The 20,801-nt window shown below is 60.0% G+C and carries 17 protein-coding genes; 7 read left to right on the top strand and 10 right to left on the bottom strand.

The window, feature by feature from the left end; all coding sequences use genetic code 11:
* Nucleotide 1 precedes the first annotated feature (1 nt).
* From paaD to MOD31_RS04685, 3 genes are read left to right on the top strand one after another with little or no spacing between them, the layout of a single operon-like run.
* Nucleotides 2–559, top strand: a complete 558-nt coding sequence (gene paaD / locus MOD31_RS04695; protein WP_250819994.1) for a 1,2-phenylacetyl-CoA epoxidase subunit PaaD — start codon at nucleotides 2–4, stop codon at nucleotides 557–559.
* Between the two features lie 8 nt (nucleotides 560–567).
* On the top strand, nucleotides 568–1,773 hold the full coding sequence (gene paaE, locus MOD31_RS04690) for a 1,2-phenylacetyl-CoA epoxidase subunit PaaE (RefSeq protein ID WP_142938157.1): 1,206 nt from the start codon (nucleotides 568–570) through the stop codon (nucleotides 1,771–1,773).
* A gap of 8 nt (nucleotides 1,774–1,781) precedes the next feature.
* A complete protein-coding gene (locus MOD31_RS04685) occupies nucleotides 1,782–2,561 on the top strand; it encodes an enoyl-CoA hydratase/isomerase family protein (protein ID WP_250819993.1) in 780 nt (259 codons plus the stop codon).
* A gap of 55 nt (nucleotides 2,562–2,616) precedes the next feature.
* Here the strand turns inward: MOD31_RS04685 and MOD31_RS04680 are convergent, their stop codons facing one another.
* Complete coding sequence (locus MOD31_RS04680) at nucleotides 2,617–3,066, bottom strand: hypothetical protein (RefSeq protein WP_250819992.1); 450 nt, start codon at nucleotides 3,064–3,066, stop codon at nucleotides 2,617–2,619.
* A 12-nt stretch (nucleotides 3,067–3,078) separates the two neighbouring features.
* Nucleotides 3,079–4,638 (bottom strand): chitinase, encoded by a 1,560-nt coding sequence (locus tag MOD31_RS04675; RefSeq protein WP_250819991.1) that lies wholly within the window; start codon nucleotides 4,636–4,638, stop codon nucleotides 3,079–3,081.
* Nucleotides 4,639–4,795: 157 nt separating this feature from the next.
* Here MOD31_RS04675 and MOD31_RS04670 point away from each other — a divergent pair, with 157 nt between their 5' ends.
* Nucleotides 4,796–7,165, top strand: a complete 2,370-nt coding sequence (locus MOD31_RS04670) for a glycosyltransferase family 2 protein (protein WP_250819990.1) — start codon at nucleotides 4,796–4,798, stop codon at nucleotides 7,163–7,165.
* 74 nt (nucleotides 7,166–7,239) lie between these two features.
* Here the strand turns inward: MOD31_RS04670 and MOD31_RS04665 are convergent, their stop codons facing one another.
* Nucleotides 7,240–9,708, bottom strand: coding sequence for a choice-of-anchor L domain-containing protein (locus MOD31_RS04665; protein WP_250820065.1), 2,469 nt, complete (start codon nucleotides 9,706–9,708; stop codon nucleotides 7,240–7,242).
* Between the two features lie 372 nt (nucleotides 9,709–10,080).
* Nucleotides 10,081–11,466 (bottom strand): PQQ-binding-like beta-propeller repeat protein, encoded by a 1,386-nt coding sequence (locus MOD31_RS04660; RefSeq protein WP_250819989.1) that lies wholly within the window; start codon nucleotides 11,464–11,466, stop codon nucleotides 10,081–10,083.
* 279 nt (nucleotides 11,467–11,745) lie between these two features.
* Here MOD31_RS04660 and MOD31_RS04655 point away from each other — a divergent pair, with 279 nt between their 5' ends.
* Nucleotides 11,746–12,936: an S-layer homology domain-containing protein gene (locus MOD31_RS04655; protein ID WP_250819988.1), complete on the top strand. Its 1,191-nt coding sequence runs from the start codon at nucleotides 11,746–11,748 to the stop codon at nucleotides 12,934–12,936.
* A gap of 58 nt (nucleotides 12,937–12,994) precedes the next feature.
* On the opposite strand, the gene MOD31_RS04650 is transcribed toward MOD31_RS04655, so the two are convergent.
* Nucleotides 12,995–14,521 carry a DUF1524 domain-containing protein gene (locus tag MOD31_RS04650; protein WP_250819987.1) on the bottom strand — a complete coding sequence of 509 codons (1,527 nt, stop codon included), beginning with the start codon at nucleotides 14,519–14,521 and terminating at the stop codon, nucleotides 12,995–12,997.
* Between the two features lie 94 nt (nucleotides 14,522–14,615).
* On the opposite strand from MOD31_RS04650, the gene MOD31_RS04645 reads away from it, so the two are divergent.
* The gene (locus MOD31_RS04645) at nucleotides 14,616–15,209 is read left to right on the top strand and encodes a hypothetical protein (protein ID WP_250819986.1); all 594 of its coding nucleotides are present in this window, start codon (nucleotides 14,616–14,618) and stop codon (nucleotides 15,207–15,209) included.
* 2 nt (nucleotides 15,210–15,211) lie between these two features.
* Here MOD31_RS04645 and MOD31_RS04640 read toward each other — a convergent pair whose 3' ends face one another.
* Nucleotides 15,212–16,348 (bottom strand): hypothetical protein, encoded by a 1,137-nt coding sequence (locus MOD31_RS04640; RefSeq protein WP_250819985.1) that lies wholly within the window; start codon nucleotides 16,346–16,348, stop codon nucleotides 15,212–15,214.
* Nucleotides 16,349–16,523: 175 nt separating this feature from the next.
* Between MOD31_RS04640 and MOD31_RS04635 the strand changes: the two genes are divergently transcribed.
* Nucleotides 16,524–17,987, top strand: a complete 1,464-nt coding sequence (locus tag MOD31_RS04635) for a YdiU family protein (RefSeq protein WP_250819984.1) — start codon at nucleotides 16,524–16,526, stop codon at nucleotides 17,985–17,987.
* A 73-nt stretch (nucleotides 17,988–18,060) separates the two neighbouring features.
* Here MOD31_RS04635 and MOD31_RS04630 read toward each other — a convergent pair whose 3' ends face one another.
* The 4 genes from MOD31_RS04630 to MOD31_RS04615 all read right to left on the bottom strand — a co-directional run bounded on the left by MOD31_RS04630 (nucleotide 18,061) and on the right by MOD31_RS04615 (nucleotide 20,741).
* A complete protein-coding gene (locus MOD31_RS04630; RefSeq protein WP_142938166.1) occupies nucleotides 18,061–18,240 on the bottom strand; it encodes a hypothetical protein in 180 nt (59 codons plus the stop codon).
* A gap of 153 nt (nucleotides 18,241–18,393) precedes the next feature.
* Nucleotides 18,394–18,801, bottom strand: coding sequence for a MarR family winged helix-turn-helix transcriptional regulator (locus MOD31_RS04625; protein WP_238703360.1), 408 nt, complete (start codon nucleotides 18,799–18,801; stop codon nucleotides 18,394–18,396).
* Nucleotides 18,802–18,912: 111 nt separating this feature from the next.
* The gene (locus MOD31_RS04620; protein ID WP_250819983.1) at nucleotides 18,913–20,130 is read right to left on the bottom strand and encodes a VCBS repeat-containing protein; all 1,218 of its coding nucleotides are present in this window, start codon (nucleotides 20,128–20,130) and stop codon (nucleotides 18,913–18,915) included.
* Nucleotides 20,131–20,228: 98 nt separating this feature from the next.
* Nucleotides 20,229–20,741, bottom strand: coding sequence for a hypothetical protein (locus tag MOD31_RS04615; RefSeq protein WP_142938169.1), 513 nt, complete (start codon nucleotides 20,739–20,741; stop codon nucleotides 20,229–20,231).
* Nucleotides 20,742–20,801: the final 60 nt, after the last annotated feature.

Raw genomic sequence — 20,801 nt, 5'->3', positions numbered from 1 at the left:
CATGGCGACGCAGTCAAAGACAGCTGAGCAGCGGGCCTGGGACATCGCGTCCACGGTCTGCGATCCGGAAATCCCGGTCCTCACCATCGAGGACCTGGGGATCCTTCGAGGCGTGCGGGTTGTTGAGTCGCCTGAGGCGGCCACCGCAGATGGCCAGCACGACGGCGGCACCGCAACTACCGCCGTCGAGGTCACCATCACGCCCACGTACTCGGGTTGCCCGGCGATGGATGCCATTGGTGACGACCTGCGGACGGCCTTCGTTAAGGAGGGCTACGCGAGTGTGCACGTCAACCTGGTGTTGTCTCCGGCGTGGACCACTGACTGGATGACCGAGTCCGGCAAGGCCAAGTTGGAGGAGTACGGGATCGCTCCGCCCAGCGGCATGGCTGCCGCAGGTGGCCACTCCGGTCCTGTGCGGCTGAGCCTCGCCGTCAAGTGTCCCCAGTGCAACTCGTTGAACACCAAGGAAATCACCCGCTTTGGTTCCACGTCCTGCAAGGCGTTGTTCGTCTGCCAGGACTGCAAGGAACCGTTCGACTACTTCAAAGTCCTCTAAGGAATTCCATGACCACCGAAACCCAGACGGCCAGCCGCCGTCGTGCGTCTTTCCACAACCTGACCGTCGCGGAAGTCCGGCGCCTCACGGACGATGCCATTGAGGTCACGTTTGGTGTTCCGGCCGAGCTTGCCGGGCAGTACGACTACCTCCCGGGGCAGTACGTCGCCCTGCGCGCCACGCTGCCGGATGAGAACGGTGAGCCGCACGAGGTCCGCCGCAGTTACTCGATTTGCGCAGAGCCGCGCAGCTTTGAGGACGGCAGCAGCGAGATCCGCGTGGCCATCAAAAAGGACCTGGGCGGCCTTTTCTCCACGTGGGCCAACGCCGAGCTCAAAGCCGGGGATGTCCTGGATGTGATGAGCCCGCAGGGAGCGTTCATCTCCCGGCACGGCAGAGACGGCGCCTCGGTTCAGCACAACGTCATGAACTCCATGAACCACCCGGAGGAGCTGGCGGGGGAGCCGGGCAACTTCGTGGCGATCGCCGCGGGTTCGGGCATCACGCCGGTCATCGCCATCGCCCGGACGCTGCTGGCCGCCAATCCGGAGACAACTTTTGACCTGGTGTACGCCAACAAGGCTGCCATGGACGTGATGTTCCTCGAAGAGCTGGCGGACCTGAAGGACAAGTACCCGTCCCGCCTGGCATTGCACCACGTGTTGTCCCGCGAGCAGCGCATTGCGCCGCTGATGACCGGACGTATCGATTCCGAGAAACTTCAGGCCCTGCTCAGCAGTGCCATCCGTGCCGAGGACGTGGACGAATGGTTCCTGTGCGGGCCGTTCGAGCTGGTCCAGTTGTGCCGCGACACCCTCGCTGCCCGCGGCGTGGAGCCCGAGCATGTTCGGTTCGAGCTGTTCACCACGGGCCGTCCGGATCGTCCCGAGGGCAACGCCGGCCGCCCGGTTGTGGAGGACGAGTCGCAGGACACCTACAAGATCACCTTCACCCTGGATGGGTTGACCGGTGATGTTGCCAGCCCTACCCACGCCCGCGAGTCCATCCTCAACGCTGCATTGCGCGTCCGCCCGGACGTTCCGTTCGCGTGCGCCGGCGGCGTTTGCGGCACCTGCCGTGCCAAGCTGATCACCGGTACGGTGACCATGGATGAGAACTACGCCCTTGAACAGGACGAGCTGGACAAAGGCTACGTCCTCACCTGCCAGTCCCACCCCACCAGCGAAGAAGTTACCGTCGACTTCGACGTCTAAGGAGTCCCATGATCGAGCTCTCCCTTGCCAACGGCATTGCCGAAATCGTCCTCAATTACCCGGACAAGCTGAACTCACTGAACGAGGACGCGCTTGCCCAGCTGGACAAAGCGTACGACGACGCTGCTGCCGCCGCCTCACGCGGTGAGGTGCGGGCGCTGCTGCTTCGCGGAGAAGGCCGCGCCTTCTGTGCCGGGCGCGACATTTCAGGGGTGACACCGGAAACCGATGATGCCCAGGCTTATCTTGGCGGACTTGTTGAACCGCTGCTGAGGAAGATGGCTGCGTTCCCGGCGCCCACGTTTGCCGCCGCGCACGGCGCCTGCCTGGGGGTTGGGCTGGGACTGCTGCTGGCCACGGACGTGGTGTACGTGGCGGACAACGCCAAGTTCGGTTCACCCTTTGCCAAGCTTGGGGCCACGTTGGACTCGGGCGGGCACTGGTACTTCACGGAACGTTTGGGCATGCACCGCACGCTGGACCTGATCTACACCGCGTACCTTATTTCCGGGGCGGAAGCCGTGGAGCAGGGAATGTTCAGCCGGGCAATGCCGGCGGATGTTTTGCTGGACGAGACGCGGGCTATTGTTGCGCGCGTTGCCGTTGGCGCCACTGAGGCCTTCAATGCTTCCAAGGAACTGGTGGCCCACATTCGCGATCAGCGCCTGGGCCTGTGGGCATCCATGGCCGAGGAAAACTCGGAACAGGCACGGCTCTGCAAAACCGACGATTACGCCGAAGGTTTCCGTGCGTTCCAGGAGAAGCGGGCGCCCGTATTCAAGGGGTGACTGGTGGCCGTGGCCGCGACTACCGAAACTCTTCATGCGCTGAGAAGGTTCGGATTCACCAACTGAAGGTGTTGGTGATTGCACGGTCGGTCTTGTAGTCGGCCTTATCCGGATAGGCCCAGCGAAGGATTTTGTACTCGTCTCCCCGCTGTATCGCTTCAATGGCAACAAACTCTTGGTTTCCTGCCCGGTTGAACTCCACCACTATTCCGAGAATCTTTTCTTTCCCGGGGATCAGCTGGTAGATCTTGGGCACCCACATTATTGGCTCTTGGTTGGCCTCTTGCTTGGCAGCTGCTTCCGCTTCGCTCTTCTTACAGTCCTCCACGCTTTGTTCACTGGAACTGTCCAGGTGCTCGCAGAATTTGCCGTTGTGACCCGCCAATGAGTAAGCGAAGGTGGTGCCGAGATCGCTGGCTTTGGCGTCGTCGTGCCCCTGAGCGCATCCACTCAGGACAAGAGTGGCCGCCGCCAGCAATGCCACCGCAGCCAGGTACTTCCTCATAGTGTGTTGCTCCTATTTTGCTGCTTGGCCGGCAAGCGCTTTGGCCAATTCTTCGGTGCTTAGTTTCCTCCACGCCGAATCCGTTGAGCCCTGCAATGCGGCTTCCGGACTCTGCGTTTGGACCCACCATTTGGCTTCGAAGACTCGCTGGTCCAGCATCACCCGGTCGCCCTTGTGGTAGACGGTTGTGGCAGACCACGCAGGGTAAGTTGCTGGGGGCACAGTGACCTCAGGCTTGGGCCGGTCGCCGGGTAGGACTGGCCCGATTAGTTTCCAGGGGGCCGCTGCCCGGTCCGGGACGGGGTCATTGGGAACGTCTTCTTTTGTCCACCACTTGGCCTCGTAGACGTTGCCTTGCCACACGATCCTGTCCGACTGCACGTATGTGGCTACCGGCGACCACACCGGGTAGGGGCTGGTGGTTGGGTCATCCACTACGGCGGTGGCAGTGGTGGTTGGCAGCATCGGGCTGGGTGAGGATGTTGCTTTGGAGCCAATGTCTGTACCCAGGACGTCGGAGAAACGCGCGGCGCCTTGTGGCACACCGCTGCAGGCGTCGGACACCACAGTCAGGGTGGGGTAGTTAGGCCCGCATTCGGCATCCCGGTTCAAGGACCACATGGACATGCGGCCAACACCCTTGCTCTGCGCGAAGTCGTGCAAACCTTGGGCGTCGGACAGGGTGAACACGTCAGCCACAATGTCGTTCTGGCCGATCATGGGAGTCAGGCCGATCTTGCGCCACAGGGTCTGTGCACCAAGACTCTGCTTCGCCGCCGAGTACGCATCGTCCAACTGGGCATGCGTTGCCTCGGCGGCCGCGATGGAGGCCTGCAACATCGACTGCCCGGCCACCCTGCTTTCGCCATAATCCATGGTCATGATGTTCACACCGGCCAGTTCCACGCCGCCGGAGAGCATCTGAGCGACGGCGGCCGTCCCGTCCGCGGTCAGCCCCGATGGGGCCACGGGTAACGTCAACCAAACGGACAGGCTCTTGCCCTCGGCCTGCCGGTCTTTCTGTAGAGCGGAGATGGCTTTGGCTTGCCGTGCAAGGGCGGCTTTGTCTGCCAGGGCGGTGCCCTCGATGTCCAGGTCAATGGTGTTGAGCTCGTAGCGTTCAACCACAGTCGAATAGGCCTGCTGGAGCCGTTCGTCGTCCCTGCACGCGGTGGCGAGTTCCTGGTTGGATAACCCGCCGAAGGAAACAGCTATATCGCCGCCGGTTTGCCGGAGGCGGGCTATGCGCCGGTCAAGATCAAGGTCTGAAGCGGCTGCGTCCAGGCTGTAGAAGGATCCCCAGGAGGGGGTGCATCCGTCCTTGGCATCGGCCACGATGAAGGACAGGACTACTGATTTGCTGGTGGCGCCGGCCGGTTGCTCAAACGCGTACCGGGGTGTTGCCGTCACATCAACGTATCCCATGAAATGCGATGGTGACGCTGCCGCGGCACGGGTATCGGTGTAATTACGCCAGGAAACGACGCCGGCACCTACAACTACCGCTATGACGGCCAGCAGCACGGAGAGCCGAACCCAGGACAACTTTCGCCCAGGAAAGTGCTTCGACATTATTCCCCCAACATAATAAATTTCCCTAGACCGCATTGGAATCCAAGGCTCCTGTTATCGATTACTATAAGGGCAATTGGCGACGCTTCTGACACGGAAGCGGACGTTCAACCGGCTATGCGGCCGGAAGGCGCGTTTCGCAGTCTGATGGGGAATAATGACGGACCAGTTGGTTGATTTATCCGACGTCGAGCGGGATCCCAAAGAGCATCCTTCGGACCGTCCGGAAAATGCAGGTAGGAAGAGGCAATGGGGGTCTGAGCGGCGGTCTGAACCGTTGGCTATTGTTCATCCGACGCCGTCTTCCCGGAAGATCGTGCTCGGCAGGCTCGCCATGCTTGTGACGGTAGGGGCTTGGCTCTACTACGTGGTTTCCACCATTATTCGGCAGTTTGTTGACAACCCGAACTCGGGATTCCGATTCGGATTTGAGTCCATTTCCTACCTCATTGTTGTGACGTTCTTGACCTTTTCCGCCTTGATGTACCTTATGGCGCGGCAAGGGGCGCTGTACCGGTTCAAGGAGCATCGCAGGGTACCCCGAGGCGAACTTGACGCCCACTTTGCCAACTATAAAGAGGCCGTGACGGTGTTGGTGCCCTCCTATGCCGAAGAACCGCAGGTGGTCAGGGGAACGCTGTGGTCGGCTGCACTCCAGGAGTTTCCGGATTTGCGGGTGGTCTTGCTCTTGGACGATCCACCGCACCCTACTGAGCCGGAAAAGATTCACCGCCTTGAACAGACCAGGGCGCTGGCGGGTCAGATCGCGGATGCTTTGTCCTCCCCGGCGGAACGTGCGAACAAAGCCCTGAATACCTTCCGGGAGAGGCGCGGATTGCTCCTTCAAGAGGGGAGCCGGGGCGTAAATCAAGCAGACAAAGCCCATGAGCTCGGTCTCCTGATTGCGGAATATGAAGCGGCCGTGGAGTGGCTGGAAGCGATGGCTGAAGCCGAGACTGTAGAAGACCATGTGGACGAGTTCTTTGTGGACCTGGTCATCATGGGACTGGCACGTGAACTGAGGCTCGTTCTGTTGGCGCTGGACGCCGCAAAAGCCCAAAACACGGCGCCCAGCCCCGAACGGATGGAGCAGCTTTACCTACGGCTCACGTGGATTTTCAATGTCCGCACTGAGACTTTTGAACGTAAGCGCTACGCCAGCCTTTCCCACGAGGCGAATAAGGCCATGAACCTCAACGCCTACATCTCCCTCATGGGTAAGCGGTGGCGGCGGGAAGAGACAGCCGGGAGCGTGGTGCTTCGCCCGTCCCTGGTTCCGCGTGAAGACGATGTGTTGGTTCCGGACAGCACCTATTTGCTGACATTGGACGCCGATTCTCTACTGCTGCGGGACTACTGCCTGCGGTTGGTCTATTTCCTGGAATCTGCGGGCAACGAGCGTGTGGCAGTTACGCAGACCCCGTATTCGTCGTTCCGCGGTGCGCCCACCCGCATCGAGAGGATTGCCGGTGCCACCACGGATATTCAGCACATCCTCCATCAAGGAATGACGTTCCATGGAGCCACTTTCTGGGTGGGTGCCAACGCGATTATCCGCAAATGCGCCATTGAGGACATCGTTGAAGTTGAAACGGTTGGCGGGTTCGAAATTCGAACCTATATTCAGGACCGGACCGTCATTGAGGACACGGAATCCAGCATTGACCTGGGAACCCACGGATGGACCCTGGTGAATTATCCGGAGCGTTTGAGTTACAGCGCCACGCCGCCGGACTTCGGTTCCCTGGTGGTGCAGCGTCGACGCTGGGCAAATGGCGGACTGCTGATCCTTCCCAAGCTCTGGAACCAACTCTCGCAGCGGCGAAGTCAACGCCAACGGATACTGATCCGCGAGGTTCTCCTGCGCGTCAATTACATGGCGTCTATTACCTGGGCCAGCTTTGGGCTTCTATTCCTCTTGGCGTACCCCTATGACAGTAGGCTCCTCAGCCCTGCAGTCTTCATTGCCGCCCTGCCGTACTTCCTCTGCATGGGATCCGATCTCCGCGATTGTGGCCACCGCTTCAGCGACATCTTCCGCATCTATGGCTTCAACCTCATCCTGCTGCCGGTCAACCTGGCCGGTGTTTTGAAGTCTCTCCAGCAAGGCCTCACAGGGGACAAGATTCCCTTTGTCCGAACGCCCAAAGTCAAGGACCGGACGGCTGCCCCCGCCATCTACGTCCTGATTCCGTACGCAATCGTCGCGTTCTCTGTCCTGACGGTTTGGCGGGACGCCCAACAGGGCAATTGGGGCAACGTCGCTTTCGCCTCACTGAACGCGGTGTTGGCCATGTGGTGTATCCAGGCATACATCGGCTTGTGGAACTCCGTGGTGGATGTTGTCCTGGGGGCGGTCAACTGGCTTTACGTTGAACCGAAGAAGAAGGACAAGCCGGAATCGTTGGTTGTTCCCAAGACTCCCGAGGAAGTGGATTGGGAATCCATCCTCTACCACGGTGACCGCCGGCTTAACCGTGACCTCCGCGGCGGGACGGACCGCCGTCGTCGAATTTCACTGCGGTAGTCGATTTACGGAGGCTTATCAAAAAAACAGGGCCTTCCGCCTGATGGCGGAAGGCCCTGTTTTGTTGATCGGATCTAGTCGGACCAGATGCCTCCGTCGAGCAATGCCACGGCACTGTCGAGGATGCCGTCGCTGGTGTCAGCAACAGCAATTTCCACGGTGACAGGAACGCCTGGTTGCACCGGAACTGAACACGTAAGGGCGGTGGTCATACCGTCCATGGTGGTGTTGAATCCGCTTGCTCCGGCGGTGTTGTCAATGTAATAGCTTTGGTTCGTGTGATCGTTGACGTTGTTGACGCTGATCGGGGTTTGTGTCCCGGGTACCAACGCGCAGTTGGTGCCGTTGACAAAGACGCCCATGACGTCATTATAGTTGCTGCCTACATACTCCGGGTATTCTTCGCTGGCGAAGAAATACCGAACGTGGAGGGTGTCACCGGACGGAACAACTTTTGCCCAGTACGAGGCTGCATCGAACGTGGGCAGACCTCCAATGAATTCGGACAACGTGGTGTTACCAGGGGTTCCCAAATCGCTGGAAGCCTCCTGTCCGGGTGTTCCCACAGAGTTCTGCATGTTGCCTGTTGACAGGATCCACGCAGCACCACCAGGGCCGTAGTCAGTGGCCCGGCCCCACTGGGATGAGTCCCCGGCGCCGCCCTTTTCCTGTACGGCGATGCCGTCACCGAAGACTTCTTCGGTGACGTCGTCAACCGGCGGCGTCACGGGCTTGCAGAGGTCGCCTTGCCAGAGGACAAGGTTCTTGGTGAGTTCCTTCTTCCACTCATCTGTCAGCTTCATGCCAAAGACCTCGACGCCGGCAATCACGCCTATCCGCCCTGCCAGTCCTACCTCGTGGGCGCACGTTTCAGGCCCGGTGGCGTACTTTGCATAGGCATCGAAACCACCCGTGAGGCCAGCAATTCCGTACAACTTGGCAGTCAGTGTGGGGCCGATGGTTACGGAAGACTCGCTGGTCAACTGCGGTCCTTGGAACGTTGCCTCAGCGTTGCCGCCGTACTCAGCTACAGGCTGGAAGTTGCCGTCCTTATAGGACATACCAACCGTGGTGGTGGCAGATGCCGCCGCCGTGACGAACGTATCTGCCGTCCATTCGCTCTTGGCCTTGAGATCAATGGAGGAAATGAACTGGATTTCCACAGGCACAGGACCCACTTGGACGTGAGCCCAGGTGTTGACGGTTCCCAGGTTCTTCTCGGCCGTTCCGGTCAAAGTACCCGTTGCCCTGGCTGTCGTTTCAGCGGACAAGCCCGTGTCCAGCGTGAATTTAGCCTGCTTTAGTGAGGCCCAGTGGATATCTACTTCCGCGTTGACATCGGAACTGACGCCGAATTCGCTGCTGAGTGCCAGCGTGCCGGTGCCTTCTACATCCACAGTCTTCCACGCTGTGCCGGTTACGGATTTCCTCAGGGTGTCGGAGAACTTGAAGGTCTTTTCGAAAATGGGCAGTGACACGTCGCTGGCTGTGGCCAGTTCATCTGCCGGAATTCGCCCGCCATTGCGGTTGAAAGGAGCAGCGGATGCCTGGGCGTTGTCGATCACTTCGACGCCGTCGGCGGGAAGGAACTCTTGCTTGACGATGGTGGTGGTTGGCGTCACCAGGCCGTTGGTGTCGTAGATGGCGTCAGGCAGGGTGGCCTGTTGAACAACGGCTGTTTGTTTGCCGTCGGGGGCATTAGTGACCTGCTGGACCCGAACCAGCATCCCGTCAGGGGTGAATTCTGAGAATCCGGATACAAGTACGTTTCCGGGATCGATATCCGGGGCACCCGCTCCTACGGAGTTGAAGGTGATGGTGGTATCGCCCTGAACGTACTTCTGTGCCAAGGTGGCGCTGTCAATGATGAGCGTATCCGGCGAGGTGACCACGCCATCCTCGGCTGGTGGCAACGACAACCGGTAAAGATAGGCCGCCATGGCATCACGATTGATGGGCGAAAGGGGACGGTAGGAAGCAGTACCGTCTCCGTTGTCCCAACCCGTAGCGATTCCCTTCGCATGGAGCCAGGAAATCTCAGTGTAGAACTGCGTGGTGCTGCTGATGTCAGAGAACGGAGGCGTGGTTGGTGCTTGGAATTCAGGCTTATTTTCAAAGCGATAGAGGAAGGCCGCCATCGCATCCCGGTTAATCGCGGATGTGGGCCGGTACTCCCGTTTGCCGTTTCCCACGTCCCAGCCAGTGGAGATTTGTTGCTGATGCAGCCAAGCCATTTCCTTGTAATGCTGCTGGCCCGGACTGACGTCTTGGAACGGCGAGGTGCCGGGTGCCGTGAACTCAGGGCTGCCTGCTAGCCGGTAGAGGAATGCCGCCATCGCGTCACGGTTTATGGCAGTGAGGGGGCGGTATGTTCCATCGGACCAGCCGGTGGAGATTCCCTCATTTGCCAGCCACGACATTTCCTTAGCGAACATCATGCCTGCGGGGACATCGGTGAAGGTAACGGCTTTTTCGGTTTCACCAGCGGCGGTAGCTGCTGTCTGGCCTGTGAGGACCAACGAAGCACAGAAAAAACCAACCATCACGGTACGGCTGGATCGGGAAAAGCGCTGTCTTTTGTGATGCCCCGCAGGGGGTATGGGCGCGGTGGGGTCAGGCGATCTGCTCAAGGGGCGCTCTCTCATAAAACGTCATGTGCCCGTCACCAATTGCCTCACTGGTGATGGACCTGGGTGCGAACGGAAATTTTTATGTTGCTTTAGTTGCAATACTGAGCTATTGCGGTGGGCTGGTATCAGCATCTTTTCACTGGGTGTGTAAGTACGCTGGTGCGGTGATCATAAAGGCTTTTTAGTAAATAAGTCCATAAGGGCGGTAGATGTTAATTTCCAGCAAACGGCTGGTTGCCCGTCAGCCTGGGCACCCACTGCGTCCGTTTCCGCTGCCACCCTGAGTCAGGGAAGCTTGAAGCCGGAGAGGGCGCCATTCCGGGCGAGGACGGCAACGCCTTCGTTAGTCGTAGGAATGTCGCGGAGTGTGCCCATGGTCAGCGCTGGTACGGCCTTCGCGCTCCTATCGCAGGGGTAGAGCGTTGACCCCCCGGTTCCCAGGTTTCCTTCGGGTTGAAAGGGGAAAGGGGCGTCGGCTGGCAGGGGGTACGTGGCCGATTCGGAGCAAAGGAACACGTCATCGTTTGTCGCCGCCCGGCTCTCTCCGCTAAGGGTGTTAACCATGGTCATGCCATCAGGGCCGCCGGTCAGCACCACGTCTCCCCGGCTCGGCGAAGGAACCAGCAAATCCGCTGCTGCTTTGATGGGTGTGGATGTTGTCTGCCACTTTGCCTCGCCCGAGACCGGGTCATAGCCCACTAGCTTGCCTTCAGCATTTTGGTAAGTTCCGCCTGGTACAGCCATGGTTCCTTGGGTGTATTCGCAGCGAACCGGGAACGCATTGCCATCCATAAGCGTTGTTTCGGTCTTTCCCACACCGCTGGAGCACCATTTTTCGGAGCCCTCAGCTGTCCACAGTTTCTCCCCGGTAGAGGCGCGGAAACCTACAGTCCTATGTTTGGTCAGGTCTACTGTAAAGGTTTGTTCCATGAGTCTGACGTAGTCAGTTTCCGAAGTTGGATTGATGCCTACAGAGCCGATGTAGAGGTCTAGTTTCTTGGAGTATTCAAAAGACCATCCGAGGTTGGTAGTTGCGCCCGGCCCAAAGATAGACTCCACGTCGGCTTCCCACAGCTTGTCGCCAGCGGAAACTCTGGCAAGCCGTTCTTTGCCGCCTTCCACCACGGAATAAAGCCCGTCGCCCACCAATCTGAAATTGCCGGTAAGGGGATTCACCTCTGGACCCGTCGAGTCCGCGCCAGTACTCAAGTCAACTCTGTGCTGCGTTGTCAGGCGGGTTTGGGCGTTTAACGACGTGAAGCACATGTCCTTCTCATCGTCGCAGGCGGCCGGACGGGACTCGATCAGCTGCGGGTCTCCCCGGTAAAGCTCTTTGCCGCTTTTCAAGTCGACGGCCACCGGAGCGGTCCACCACGAGGTGCCACCGTCGGTGCTTGGGGCAGCGGACTCCTGTAAAAACACTGCCACGCTTTCGCCTGTGGAGGTCTTGGTTACGGCAGGAGTCAGACTAACGCCGGGGGCACCTATGCCGGGATGAACCGCCTGGGTCCATAATTCCTTCCCGTCAGTGACGGAGACGGCGTGGGCAGTCACGCTGCTGGCAGTTTTTGCGTAGACCAAGGCGACGCCGTCGGTCACTTCTGGTTGGGCGATAGGGCTGAGGGCTACTTCCCAGATCGCACCGGCGCTTGTAGCGCTCCTGTCCAGCACATTGGTGGAAGGAGAGGGGGTTCCAGTAGATGCAGGAGCAGTACATGCCCCCAGGGTTAGAGACACCCCGACGGCTGCGACCGCCAGAGCAGTAGATTTTTGGCGCGTAGGCCCATGCACGGCAGATATCCGTGAGTGCATTGATTCCCCCAAGTTACGTTTACATCAAAGACGGCTAGTGGCAGCCGTTCAAAGCAAGATTACTCATAAGTATGCTTCTTTCAGATATATTGAGCATGTTGCGGCTCGGTTGTCGCGCTTTATATAAATGGGGATTTCATGAAAACAGCCATCCAAAATAATCGCGGGGTGTCCTGGCGGACTGTGACCGCTGTCGTCGTTCTCAGTTTCGGGCTTTTACTCGGCACACTCCACGCACCAACGCAGGCGAGCGCTTCTTCCACTGCTCATGCCGTCACAGACCTGAATTTGCTTTACTCGAACCGCCCATCGGTGAGGGCAATGTTTGATGGCATCAACAAGTACCGCAAAGCCAATGGGCTGAAGCCGGCTGTTCTGACGCTTGCTGGGACGGACCAGGCACAGGGATGGACAAATGATTGGCAGCGTCTGGGAATCCGGCCAGCTGACACAACGGAGGACTTACCGGGCCTCCGCTGGGCAGGCTACTTGTCATATGCCTGCATGGACGGTCAAGAGTCCGAGGCCGTTAAAGCCTGGATTGAGTACAACGGTGACTCCATGAAACGGGCATCGACCGAGTCCGCTTACGCTTTGGGGGTAGGGGTGGCCCCCGGTTTGCATGGAAGCCTCAGGATGCAGGTGGTTGGTTATGAATTCACCGGTTCTGCTCCGTCAACGGTCTTCACCACAGTGGATGACTATTTCGCCTATATCGATGCCGCCAATGCATTCGCTGCGCCCGCTGCTTCCCCGTTTCAGGACATCAAAACCGACCAGCAGTTTTATAAAGAAATGACGTGGCTTTCGGCAAAGAGCATCTCGGCCGGCTGGAAGGAAAACGACGGATCTTCCGCATATCGACCGCTCACGTCGGTCAGCCGTGAGGCAATGGCTGCGTTTATCTACCGGATGGCTGGCTCACCTCCATGGACACCTCCTCAGACGTCCGCCTATGTGGACGTTCCAACCAGCCACCCGTTCTACAAGGAGATTGCGTGGCTGGCCATGTCCGGCATTTCAACCGGATGGGAGAACCAGGACGGCAGCAGCAGCTTCCGGCCAGGCCTACCAATCGCCCGTGACGCGATGGCTGCGTTCCTTTACCGGGCATCAGGCTATCCGGCCTACACTCCGTCGGCCGTGTCCCCTTTCCAGGACGTAGCCCCGCAACAACAGTTCTACAAGGAGATGGCCTGGCTGTCCGCACGAGGCATTTCGACGGGTTGGACGGAAAACACCGGGCAGAGGACATATCGTCCCCTGACTTTGATCACACGTGATGCAATGGCGGCGTTTCTATATCGAATCGCGGACAAGGCCCGCTAAGGCGTCGCAAAAGCGGGTCCGGCTCATAGTGAGCCGGACCCGCTTTTTTGGTGGCCCCTTACGGGTGGCCGGGCAAGGTCTCGCAGGCGATGCGGTCCTTGTCTGAGTCCAACTTCGCGACGTCCCCGTACCACGGGTAGTACTTGTCGAACCATGCCTGGGCGGCCTGCCACGTACTGAAACTCGTGCAGTTTACGCTGTCACCCGGATTTGCCGGTGGCTGCGGTGTTACCGGCGGCGGAGGTGTGACCGGAGGCTGCGGCGTCACCGGCGGCGGCGTCACGGGAGGCGGCGGAGGCGAACAGGTGCTGCCCGTGATGCCACCGTTGCCGCCGTTGACGAACCGGTACATGAACGCTGCCATGGCGTCACGCGCCACTGGCTGGACCGGGTTATAGGCGCGGCAGCCGTATCCGATGTCCCAGCCGGTGGAGATGCCCTTGGACGCCAGCCACGTGATCTGTTGGTAGAACTGGCTTCCAACCTGGACGTCCACGAATGGAGAAGTGCCAGGAGCAGTGAAGGCGGGGTTGCCCCCGAACCTGTACAGGAAGGCAGCCATGGCATCGCGATTGACCGGGCTGAGTGGGCGATAGGTTGTGGAGCCATCCAGTTCTGTCCAACCCGTGGAAATGCCGCTCGCTGCGAGCCAGGTGATTTCCTTGTAGAACTTGCTCGACGGCGTGATGTCGGCGAAGGGCGACGTCGCCGGGGGTGTGAAGCCAGGTTCGCCGGCCAGTCGATAGAGGAAGGCCGCCATGGCGTCACGGTTCACGGCAGTAAGTGGCCTGTAGGTTCGGCTCCCGTCCGCTTCCACCCAACCGGTGGAGATGCCTTGCGAGGCGAGCCATGCGATTTCCACGTTGAATTGTGTGGACCCAGTGACGTCGCTGAAAGTGACGGGGCCTGGGTCAACGGGTGTGCTTTCAACCGCGATGGTTGGCACAGCAACCGTGGTGGTTCCGCAGCCGCCCAGCAATGTGGACGAAATTGCCGCCGATTCAGCCGCATCCACAGTCAACTGCCAACGGTATTTTACGAGGACCCAGTCCGTGACGTATCGGCAAGCAGTCCCAGCCAGTGGAGGCATCCACTCTGCCGGATCGCGGTCGCTTTTGGACTGGTTCACATTGTCTGTCACAGCTTCCAAGGCCACGTTTAACGTGAGGTCGTTGGCGTAGTCGCGCCGTTGCTCGGCCGTCCAGGCGCTCGCGCCGGAACCCCACGCCTCGGCGAGGGGGACCATATGGTCGATGTCGACGTCGGACGCTACAGTCCAGGTGCCGCCGTCGTACCAGGAGTTCCATTGCCCCGCAGCTACGGTGCATCCCGAGGCGAACGTCACCGGCGTCAGGGACTCCTGTTGGAGCACTTCGGAGCGTGTGTCGCAGCCGTCGCCGTCAGCATCTATCCAATGCTGAAAGAGGTCGCGGTTATAGCCGGTGTTCGTTTCTGAAGCGACAGATAACGATGAGAAAAGAGTTGAAACGCTGGCCGTATCTGAGGCCATCGCGGTTTGCGGCATGAAGACAGCCGCCGACGCGGTCAGCGAAAGGATCGCCAACCACGAAAGTGCCTTGGGCATCTGGGTTCCCCATATTCGATTTTGTGCGCTCTGAGCAGCGCATTCTTTGGGATGCTACCCGCAGACACGTCTTGGACAAGGTACGTCGCGGCTCATGGACCGCGTGGCGGGCAGTTATCGCGGACAAATGTGGGTCCGCAAACATCCCTATTTAGCACTGGCCATTGGCTACCTTTTGGTCTTTGCGTTCACAACCTGTGTCTGGCTCATTGTGGGCTCGAATGACTTGGCGGATTCCCTGTCCAAAGCGTTCATGAGTACCTTGATTTACGTTCTACTGGCGCTGTTCCAGATCAAAAATCTGCGTAAAACACAGAAACGGCTTGATGAAGCCGGCCAGTTCAGGACATTCATCCGTAATCCCGACTCTTTGCCGGGGTCACTCAGCGGGATATGGAACCAAGGTATTGCAACACCGGCTCCGGGGTCGTTGCGTTTCCAGCCTGCTGTGTACGACAACCTGGAACTGTCGGGTAGGTCCACGGAGCTTAACGTGGTGGAAGTTTTGCCGGAGCGCCGGAAAGTGACCGGCAAGGACCGCAAGTACATGCCAGCGCACGGGTTCCGGGCCATAACCCTGATGACAGAGACAAACAAAATAGAACTCGCCGCGAGCCCCGAATCATTGGACAAACTGATTGAAATCGCGGGGCCGGGTTCCATCCAGGCTCCGCGAATGGGTGGATAGTTTCACATCTGCTCAGAGCTGAGCCGCGGCTGCCGCACGCTACCGGCCATGAGAGCCCGGACGAGTAGGACGGCGGACCCAATCGGCGCCAGGAACGCGGACATCATCACAAGGGGGAGCCCCACCACGGAAGCGGCAAGACCCATCATTGCCACCACAGTGATGCGCGTAAGTCGGCCGCCAGCCACCAAACCACCCAACGGCAGTGCGATGGCAAAACCCATAAGGGTTGCTGCAATGAGGATGCCGTTCCACTGCAAGGTGTGGCCGGCTCCCAGGAGCTGCGCGCACCCTTGGACCACCATGGACGCGCATCCAAGAAGAACAGACCACGGCGTAGTGGGCCCCAGGCGAGGGGCAAGTACCCGCCCCGCAAGAACCAGCAAAGGGATGCTGGCGAACGCGCCGTAGGCCAACCCGAGGTTCATGGCGTGGGTGGAATCCGTGGCAATGGGTGCCCAGGTACTCCCCGTAACGGCAAAGACCGCACACGCCAGCCCGACCACCAGCAGTCCCAGCGCCGCTCCGCCCACAACGCGGCGGCCCGGTGCAACCACTTTCCGGGGAACTACGCGTGGAGGGACCACGTCCCGCGAGGCGGCGGGCATGCCCTGTCTCAAGGCCACCACCAGCAGCACCATGGCTCCCAATGTTCCCATCATGGGAGGCATGAACATGATTGCCCCGAGAATGAGAGCCAGCGGTGCCGCCAGGACAACGGCTTGTAAGCGTCGGACGGGATGCGAACGCCGGCTTACCATCAAGGAGTACAGGGCAACAGCCAGGCACGCGGTCCCGGCGATCCACCCCGGAATCATGAAGAGCAGCGTGGAGGATCCAAACCAGCTGTAGCCCTGATTCGCGTCCGCCTCGTCAAAGCCGACGGCCCAGCTCGCTGCGGCCGTCGCCGCCAGCGCCCACGCAGGCACCGCGGCAAGCGCCACAAAACGGGCGCCACCGGCCGGCAAGCGCCCGGCCAAGCGCAACAGCACGACGGCGGAAAAACTCGCCGCTATAGGGCCGACGAATCCCGTCAGTATGTAGCGGGCAGGGCCTGTCCATGGGAGATGGAAGGTGTTACTGAAGAAGAGGGCCATACCGCCCAGGAATGCGAGCAAGGACGTGGCTGCAAGCCCCACGGCCCACCCTCTTGTTGCTGGAAAACGACGCACTTGCGCAGATGAAGCCACTTATTGCCTAACTTTTTGGCGGAAACCGCCCCCCATTGATCTCCCGCCATGTGGCAGTGGTTCACATGCTAGCCGGGGATGGACCATCATTTCGCGCCGGGTACAGTATCTATATCCTTGAGAGATGAGTGAAGTCGCGCATTCCACTGTCGCCTTTGAGGGCCGTTTCGCCCGGGAGCTCCCGGAGCTGGCCATTCCTTGGCAGGCGGAGGAAGCGACGGATCCGCAGCTTCTGGTGCTCAACCAGCCGCTCGCCGTCGAACTTGGTTTTGATCCGGATTTTCTCCGGAGCCCGGAGGGCGTACGGCTGCTGATCGGTAATGCCATCCCGGAGGAAGCTACACCTGTGGCCCAGGGGTATTCGGGTCACCAGTTCGGTTTCTATTCTCCGCGTTTGGGGGACGGGCGCGCGCTTTTGCTCGGTGAGGTTGCCTGCGCTGACGGGAAGCTCCGCGATGTCCATCTCAAGGGTTCGGGGCGGACGCCGTTTGCCCGGAACGGGGATGGTCTGGCCGCAGTGGGGCCCATGCTGCGGGAGTACATCGTGAGCGAGACTATGTCTGCACTGAACATCCCCACCACCCGGTCCCTTGCGGTGGTCGCCACCGGGCGGCAGGTTCAGCGGGAGACTCTTTTGCCGGGAGCCGTCCTGACGCGGGTGGCCAGCAGTCACCTGCGGGTGGGCAGTTTTCAGTACGCCAGGGCCAGCAATGACATGGATCTGCTGCGGCGCCTGGCTGATCATGCGATCGAACGCCACCACCCGTCGTCGGACGGTGAGAGTAACCGGTACCTCGCGCTCCTGAAGGACGTGATTTCTGTCCAGGCGAGACTTCTGGCGCAGTGGATGCTGGTTGGGTTTGTGCACGGCGTGATGAACACGGACAACATGACTGTGTCCGGCGAGACCATCGACTACGGCCCGTGCGCTTTCATGGACGGCTTTGATCCGGGGGCGGTGTACAGCTCCATTGATGAAATGGGACGCTACGCCTACCGTAACCAGCCGCTGATTGCGGAGTGGAACCTGGCCCGGTTTGCCGAATCAATCGCGGCTTTGATCCATGAGGATGAGGAGCAGGCGGTGGCACTTGCCGTTGATGCCCTGGGCGGATTCCGCACGGAATACAGCGCCACATGGTTCAACGGTATGAAGGCCAAGCTTGGGCTGGCTGAGGGAATTGACGACGCCGTTGCCTCGCCTTTGGTGGATGAGCTCCTTGAGCTGGTCCAGGAGGCGCGCGCAGACTACACGTCGTTCTTCCGCAGTCTCGGCAAGGCGGCCCGCGGGGATGTTGAACCTGCACGCCGTCAGGTCCTGGATTTGGCTGCCTTCGATTCGTGGCTGGCTCGTTGGCAGGATACCGTCCCGGACGCCGATGCCATGGACCGGGTCAACCCGATCTACATTCCGCGCAACCACCTGGTGGAGGAAGCTCTTGCTGCTGCAACCGCGGGGGACACGCGCCCAACGGAACAGTTGCTCGCAGCTTTATCTGACCCCTACAGCGAACGCCCTGGCTTGGAAAAGTTCGCCGAGCCTGCACCGGAGAGCTTTGGCCCGTACCGGACTTTCTGCGGTACATAGGGCGGTTGGCGGTTGAAGCTGCTGACAGGCTAGCGACGCAGCCGCCAGGCCGGGTCGCTAGCCGTCGGCTTGCTCAGCTCCAGGCTGCCCGAACCACCATGTCTGCCCCTGCAGACAAATGGTTGCCGGTGTGCCCTGCATCCAGGACGCATACGTGCTCGGATTCGTTGGCGCTTGTTGATACCAGGCATTCTGCGGCCCTGAAACTCAGAAGTTCCACTGGAAGGCTGTCGCCTATTTGAAGTTCACTCATGACGCCCTTTTTGCTTGTCCGGGCATCACGCTCTTTATGGCTAGCCCGGGGTGGGGAAGAGAATTGTCCCCTCGGATCGCCGGGCTTCATCAGCGGTTGACTCAATACTGCCTTGTTTGGCGGAGTTTCGTCTACGCAGCCTATCCTCAACCGTTAGTTGAAGTTTGTATGCCGCACGATTGCCAGCAATTCTTCACGGAGCCCCTCGGAGTCCAGATTGATCACGGACAATACGTTGTCCTCCTGTTGGTGGGATTGCTCCAGCAGTGACAGGCCCAGGTCAGTGATTGATATCAGTTGGCTGCGTCGGTCGAATCTGTTGGGTTGACGGCTGATGTACCCACGCGATTCGAGTCTGGTCAGTAGCGGGCCCATGGTCTGGGCCTGCACGCGGACGCTCCGGGCAAGATCCCCGGGCGTAATGGGTCCTGCCGTCGCCACGGCGTCAAGGGTCAGCACCGCTGGATAGGTCAGCCCCAGCGGACGTAATTTGTCGTTCCATGCCAATTCCACAAGCCGCGCCGCAGTGGACAGCAGCCGGCTGGTTGGCCATCGTTCCATATCAGGCACTCAGGCACCCCCACGCTTCCGAATAGTCAGGTTGCTTACTAGGTTACATTAGGCCTGTGCTGCAATCGGACGTGGCGGTGAACGATGGGGTCCCGCGGCTTCTTAGATCAGGCTGCTGAAGATGTTCCAGCCGTTGCCGATCTGACCTTGGTTGAAAAGCGAGTAGTCTCCTTCCACGCCGAGGTTGGCGTAGCTGTAGAGATTTCCGTCCCGGTTGTAAGCGAGGAGGTCACTGCGGGAAATGTTGTATGACTTAATGAAGGGGCCGGCGCTGCTGATTTCGGGCATTTCGTCCCAGCCGTGGCCCACCCTCGATGGTGTACTCCAGCCGCCCTGTCCATCCGTGGGGTACTGGAAGAGGATGCCGTTACGGTCGCGGGCGAAGATGTCCGCTGTCCCGTCACCGGTGGTGTCTCCGGCGGCAATGATCTTGTCGAAGATCTGCCAGCCTGAGCCCACCTGAGAGGGGGCAAGCCAGCCGCCTTCGCCGTCGCCGGGGTAGAGATGAAGCTTGCCTTGACGGTCGCGAGCGAGGACGTCGTTGATGCCGTCACCGTCGAAATCACCCGGTCCCACGATCGAATCGAAGATATTCCAGCCGGCACCGACTTGAGAGAGCGCCAGCCAGCCGCCTTCGCCATCACCGGGATAAAGATGAAGGTTGCCGGTGCTGTCACGGCCCAGGACGTCGTTGTGTCCGTCTCCATCGAAGTCGCCGGGGGAGAAGACGATGTTGAAGATATTCCAGCCCGTTCCCACCACCCGGGGTTCATCCCAGGAGCTGGGGAATTGGAGAAGTTCCATGCCAGGTCCCCAATAGACCCAGTTCGGCTCGTATGTCCGCGGATAGAGAACAAGGTCGCCGTCGTCAGTCCGTCCCAGCAGTTCAAAGTTGCCGCGGCCCGTCCACCCCATGGCCCGGTTGGACGCGGCGACGGGACGCGTCTCCCTGCTGTGGAAGACCCTCGGTGTTTCGCACGGGGTGTGGACATTCATGGAGATTCGGTTGCCCCGGTCCTCCGGGGTTAGCGTGAGGAATTCCCCTTGCCGCTCGGTTGGCAGAGGAACGCCGTTACTGAGCCACTCAAGGATGAATCCGTTAGGTGCTTCCTCGGTCTTGCACTTTTGGAACTGAGTGATGCCCAAGGTCAGCTCGGAACCCACGTAAGGCAAACCCACAAGGGGCGGCACAAAAACGTATGGCGGTGTGGGCTCTGATGGCGCTGTGGCTGCGGCTGGTGCTACTCCGGCAACGGCAGCGGGTCCCACCAACACTGCGGCAAGTACAGCCGATTTCACGGCAGATGCAAAAGTCCCCAAGATTCCCCAGCTCCGCCCATTCAGGCTCCGATTTGAGCTGAGCATAGCAGTCCGTCGGTGGCCTCAGAGCGGAGCAAAGCGCTGTGGAGCGTGTCAGGCTAGGAGAGCTCGTACGCGGATCGTCCTGCGCCTTGATCGGCACTGTGAACATGGAGGGCGTGCCGCATGGCTTGGCGGTTTTCTTCGGCAAGGTCAGGTTGACCGGCGACGCGGTATAGGTCTGCCGCCCATTGAAACTCATCGGCGGCAGCACGGAAGCGGGCCTCGTCGAAGAGCCTCCGGGCAATGTGGTGACGAACGTAGGCTTCCTCTTCGGGGGACCGGACTGTTCGCAAGGCTTTTTCGTGGAGCACGGCGGCATCATGCCAGCGGTACTGGCGCTGATGGATGTGGGCAAGCACCAGCAGCAGCTCCCGGCGGTCAGGCGAGTTCGGTAGCAGCTTGAAGCCTTGGTCCAGGGCTTCAGCGTCCCGGCCGAGTAATGCCAAGTACCTGACTCGTTCAACGGGCGGACAATCGCCTTCCAGCGCAGCTTCCAAGGCTTGACGGTTGATCACCACGTCGCGGAACGTCGTAGGGTCAGTGCGCCAAAGACTTGCAGTATCTTCCACCGTGATGTGCCCCCCATAGGCTTGTTATGGAGCCAACTGAGTCGCAGCACTGTCAATGCC

This window comes from Paenarthrobacter sp. TYUT067, from assembly GCF_023656375.1.
Lineage (GTDB): Bacteria > Actinomycetota > Actinomycetes > Actinomycetales > Micrococcaceae > Arthrobacter.
Note: the sequence above shows the minus strand (reverse complement) of the source record. Positions and strands in the feature narration are given on the sequence as shown.

What these genes read in the sequence shown, in the direction of transcription:
- paaE (WP_142938157.1), top strand. Translation starts at nt 568, where the DNA reads ATGACCACCGAAACCCAGACGGCCAGCCGCCGTCGTGCGTCTTTCCAC.
- MOD31_RS04665 (WP_250820065.1), bottom strand. Translation starts at nt 9,708, where the DNA reads ATGGTTGGTTTTTTCTGTGCTTCGTTGGTCCTCACAGGCCAGACAGCA.
- MOD31_RS04655 (WP_250819988.1), top strand. Translation starts at nt 11,746, where the DNA reads ATGAAAACAGCCATCCAAAATAATCGCGGGGTGTCCTGGCGGACTGTG.
- paaD (WP_250819994.1), top strand. Translation starts at nt 2, where the DNA reads ATGGCGACGCAGTCAAAGACAGCTGAGCAGCGGGCCTGGGACATCGCG.
- MOD31_RS04630 (WP_142938166.1), bottom strand. Translation starts at nt 18,240, where the DNA reads ATGAGTGAACTTCAAATAGGCGACAGCCTTCCAGTGGAACTTCTGAGT.
- MOD31_RS04675 (WP_250819991.1), bottom strand. Translation starts at nt 4,638, where the DNA reads ATGTCGAAGCACTTTCCTGGGCGAAAGTTGTCCTGGGTTCGGCTCTCC.
- MOD31_RS04685 (WP_250819993.1), top strand. Translation starts at nt 1,782, where the DNA reads ATGATCGAGCTCTCCCTTGCCAACGGCATTGCCGAAATCGTCCTCAAT.
- MOD31_RS04645 (WP_250819986.1), top strand. Translation starts at nt 14,616, where the DNA reads ATGGACCGCGTGGCGGGCAGTTATCGCGGACAAATGTGGGTCCGCAAA.
- MOD31_RS04625 (WP_238703360.1), bottom strand. Translation starts at nt 18,801, where the DNA reads ATGGAACGATGGCCAACCAGCCGGCTGCTGTCCACTGCGGCGCGGCTT.
- MOD31_RS04635 (WP_250819984.1), top strand. Translation starts at nt 16,524, where the DNA reads ATGAGTGAAGTCGCGCATTCCACTGTCGCCTTTGAGGGCCGTTTCGCC.
- MOD31_RS04670 (WP_250819990.1), top strand. Translation starts at nt 4,796, where the DNA reads ATGACGGACCAGTTGGTTGATTTATCCGACGTCGAGCGGGATCCCAAA.
- MOD31_RS04680 (WP_250819992.1), bottom strand. Translation starts at nt 3,066, where the DNA reads ATGAGGAAGTACCTGGCTGCGGTGGCATTGCTGGCGGCGGCCACTCTT.
- MOD31_RS04650 (WP_250819987.1), bottom strand. Translation starts at nt 14,521, where the DNA reads ATGCCCAAGGCACTTTCGTGGTTGGCGATCCTTTCGCTGACCGCGTCG.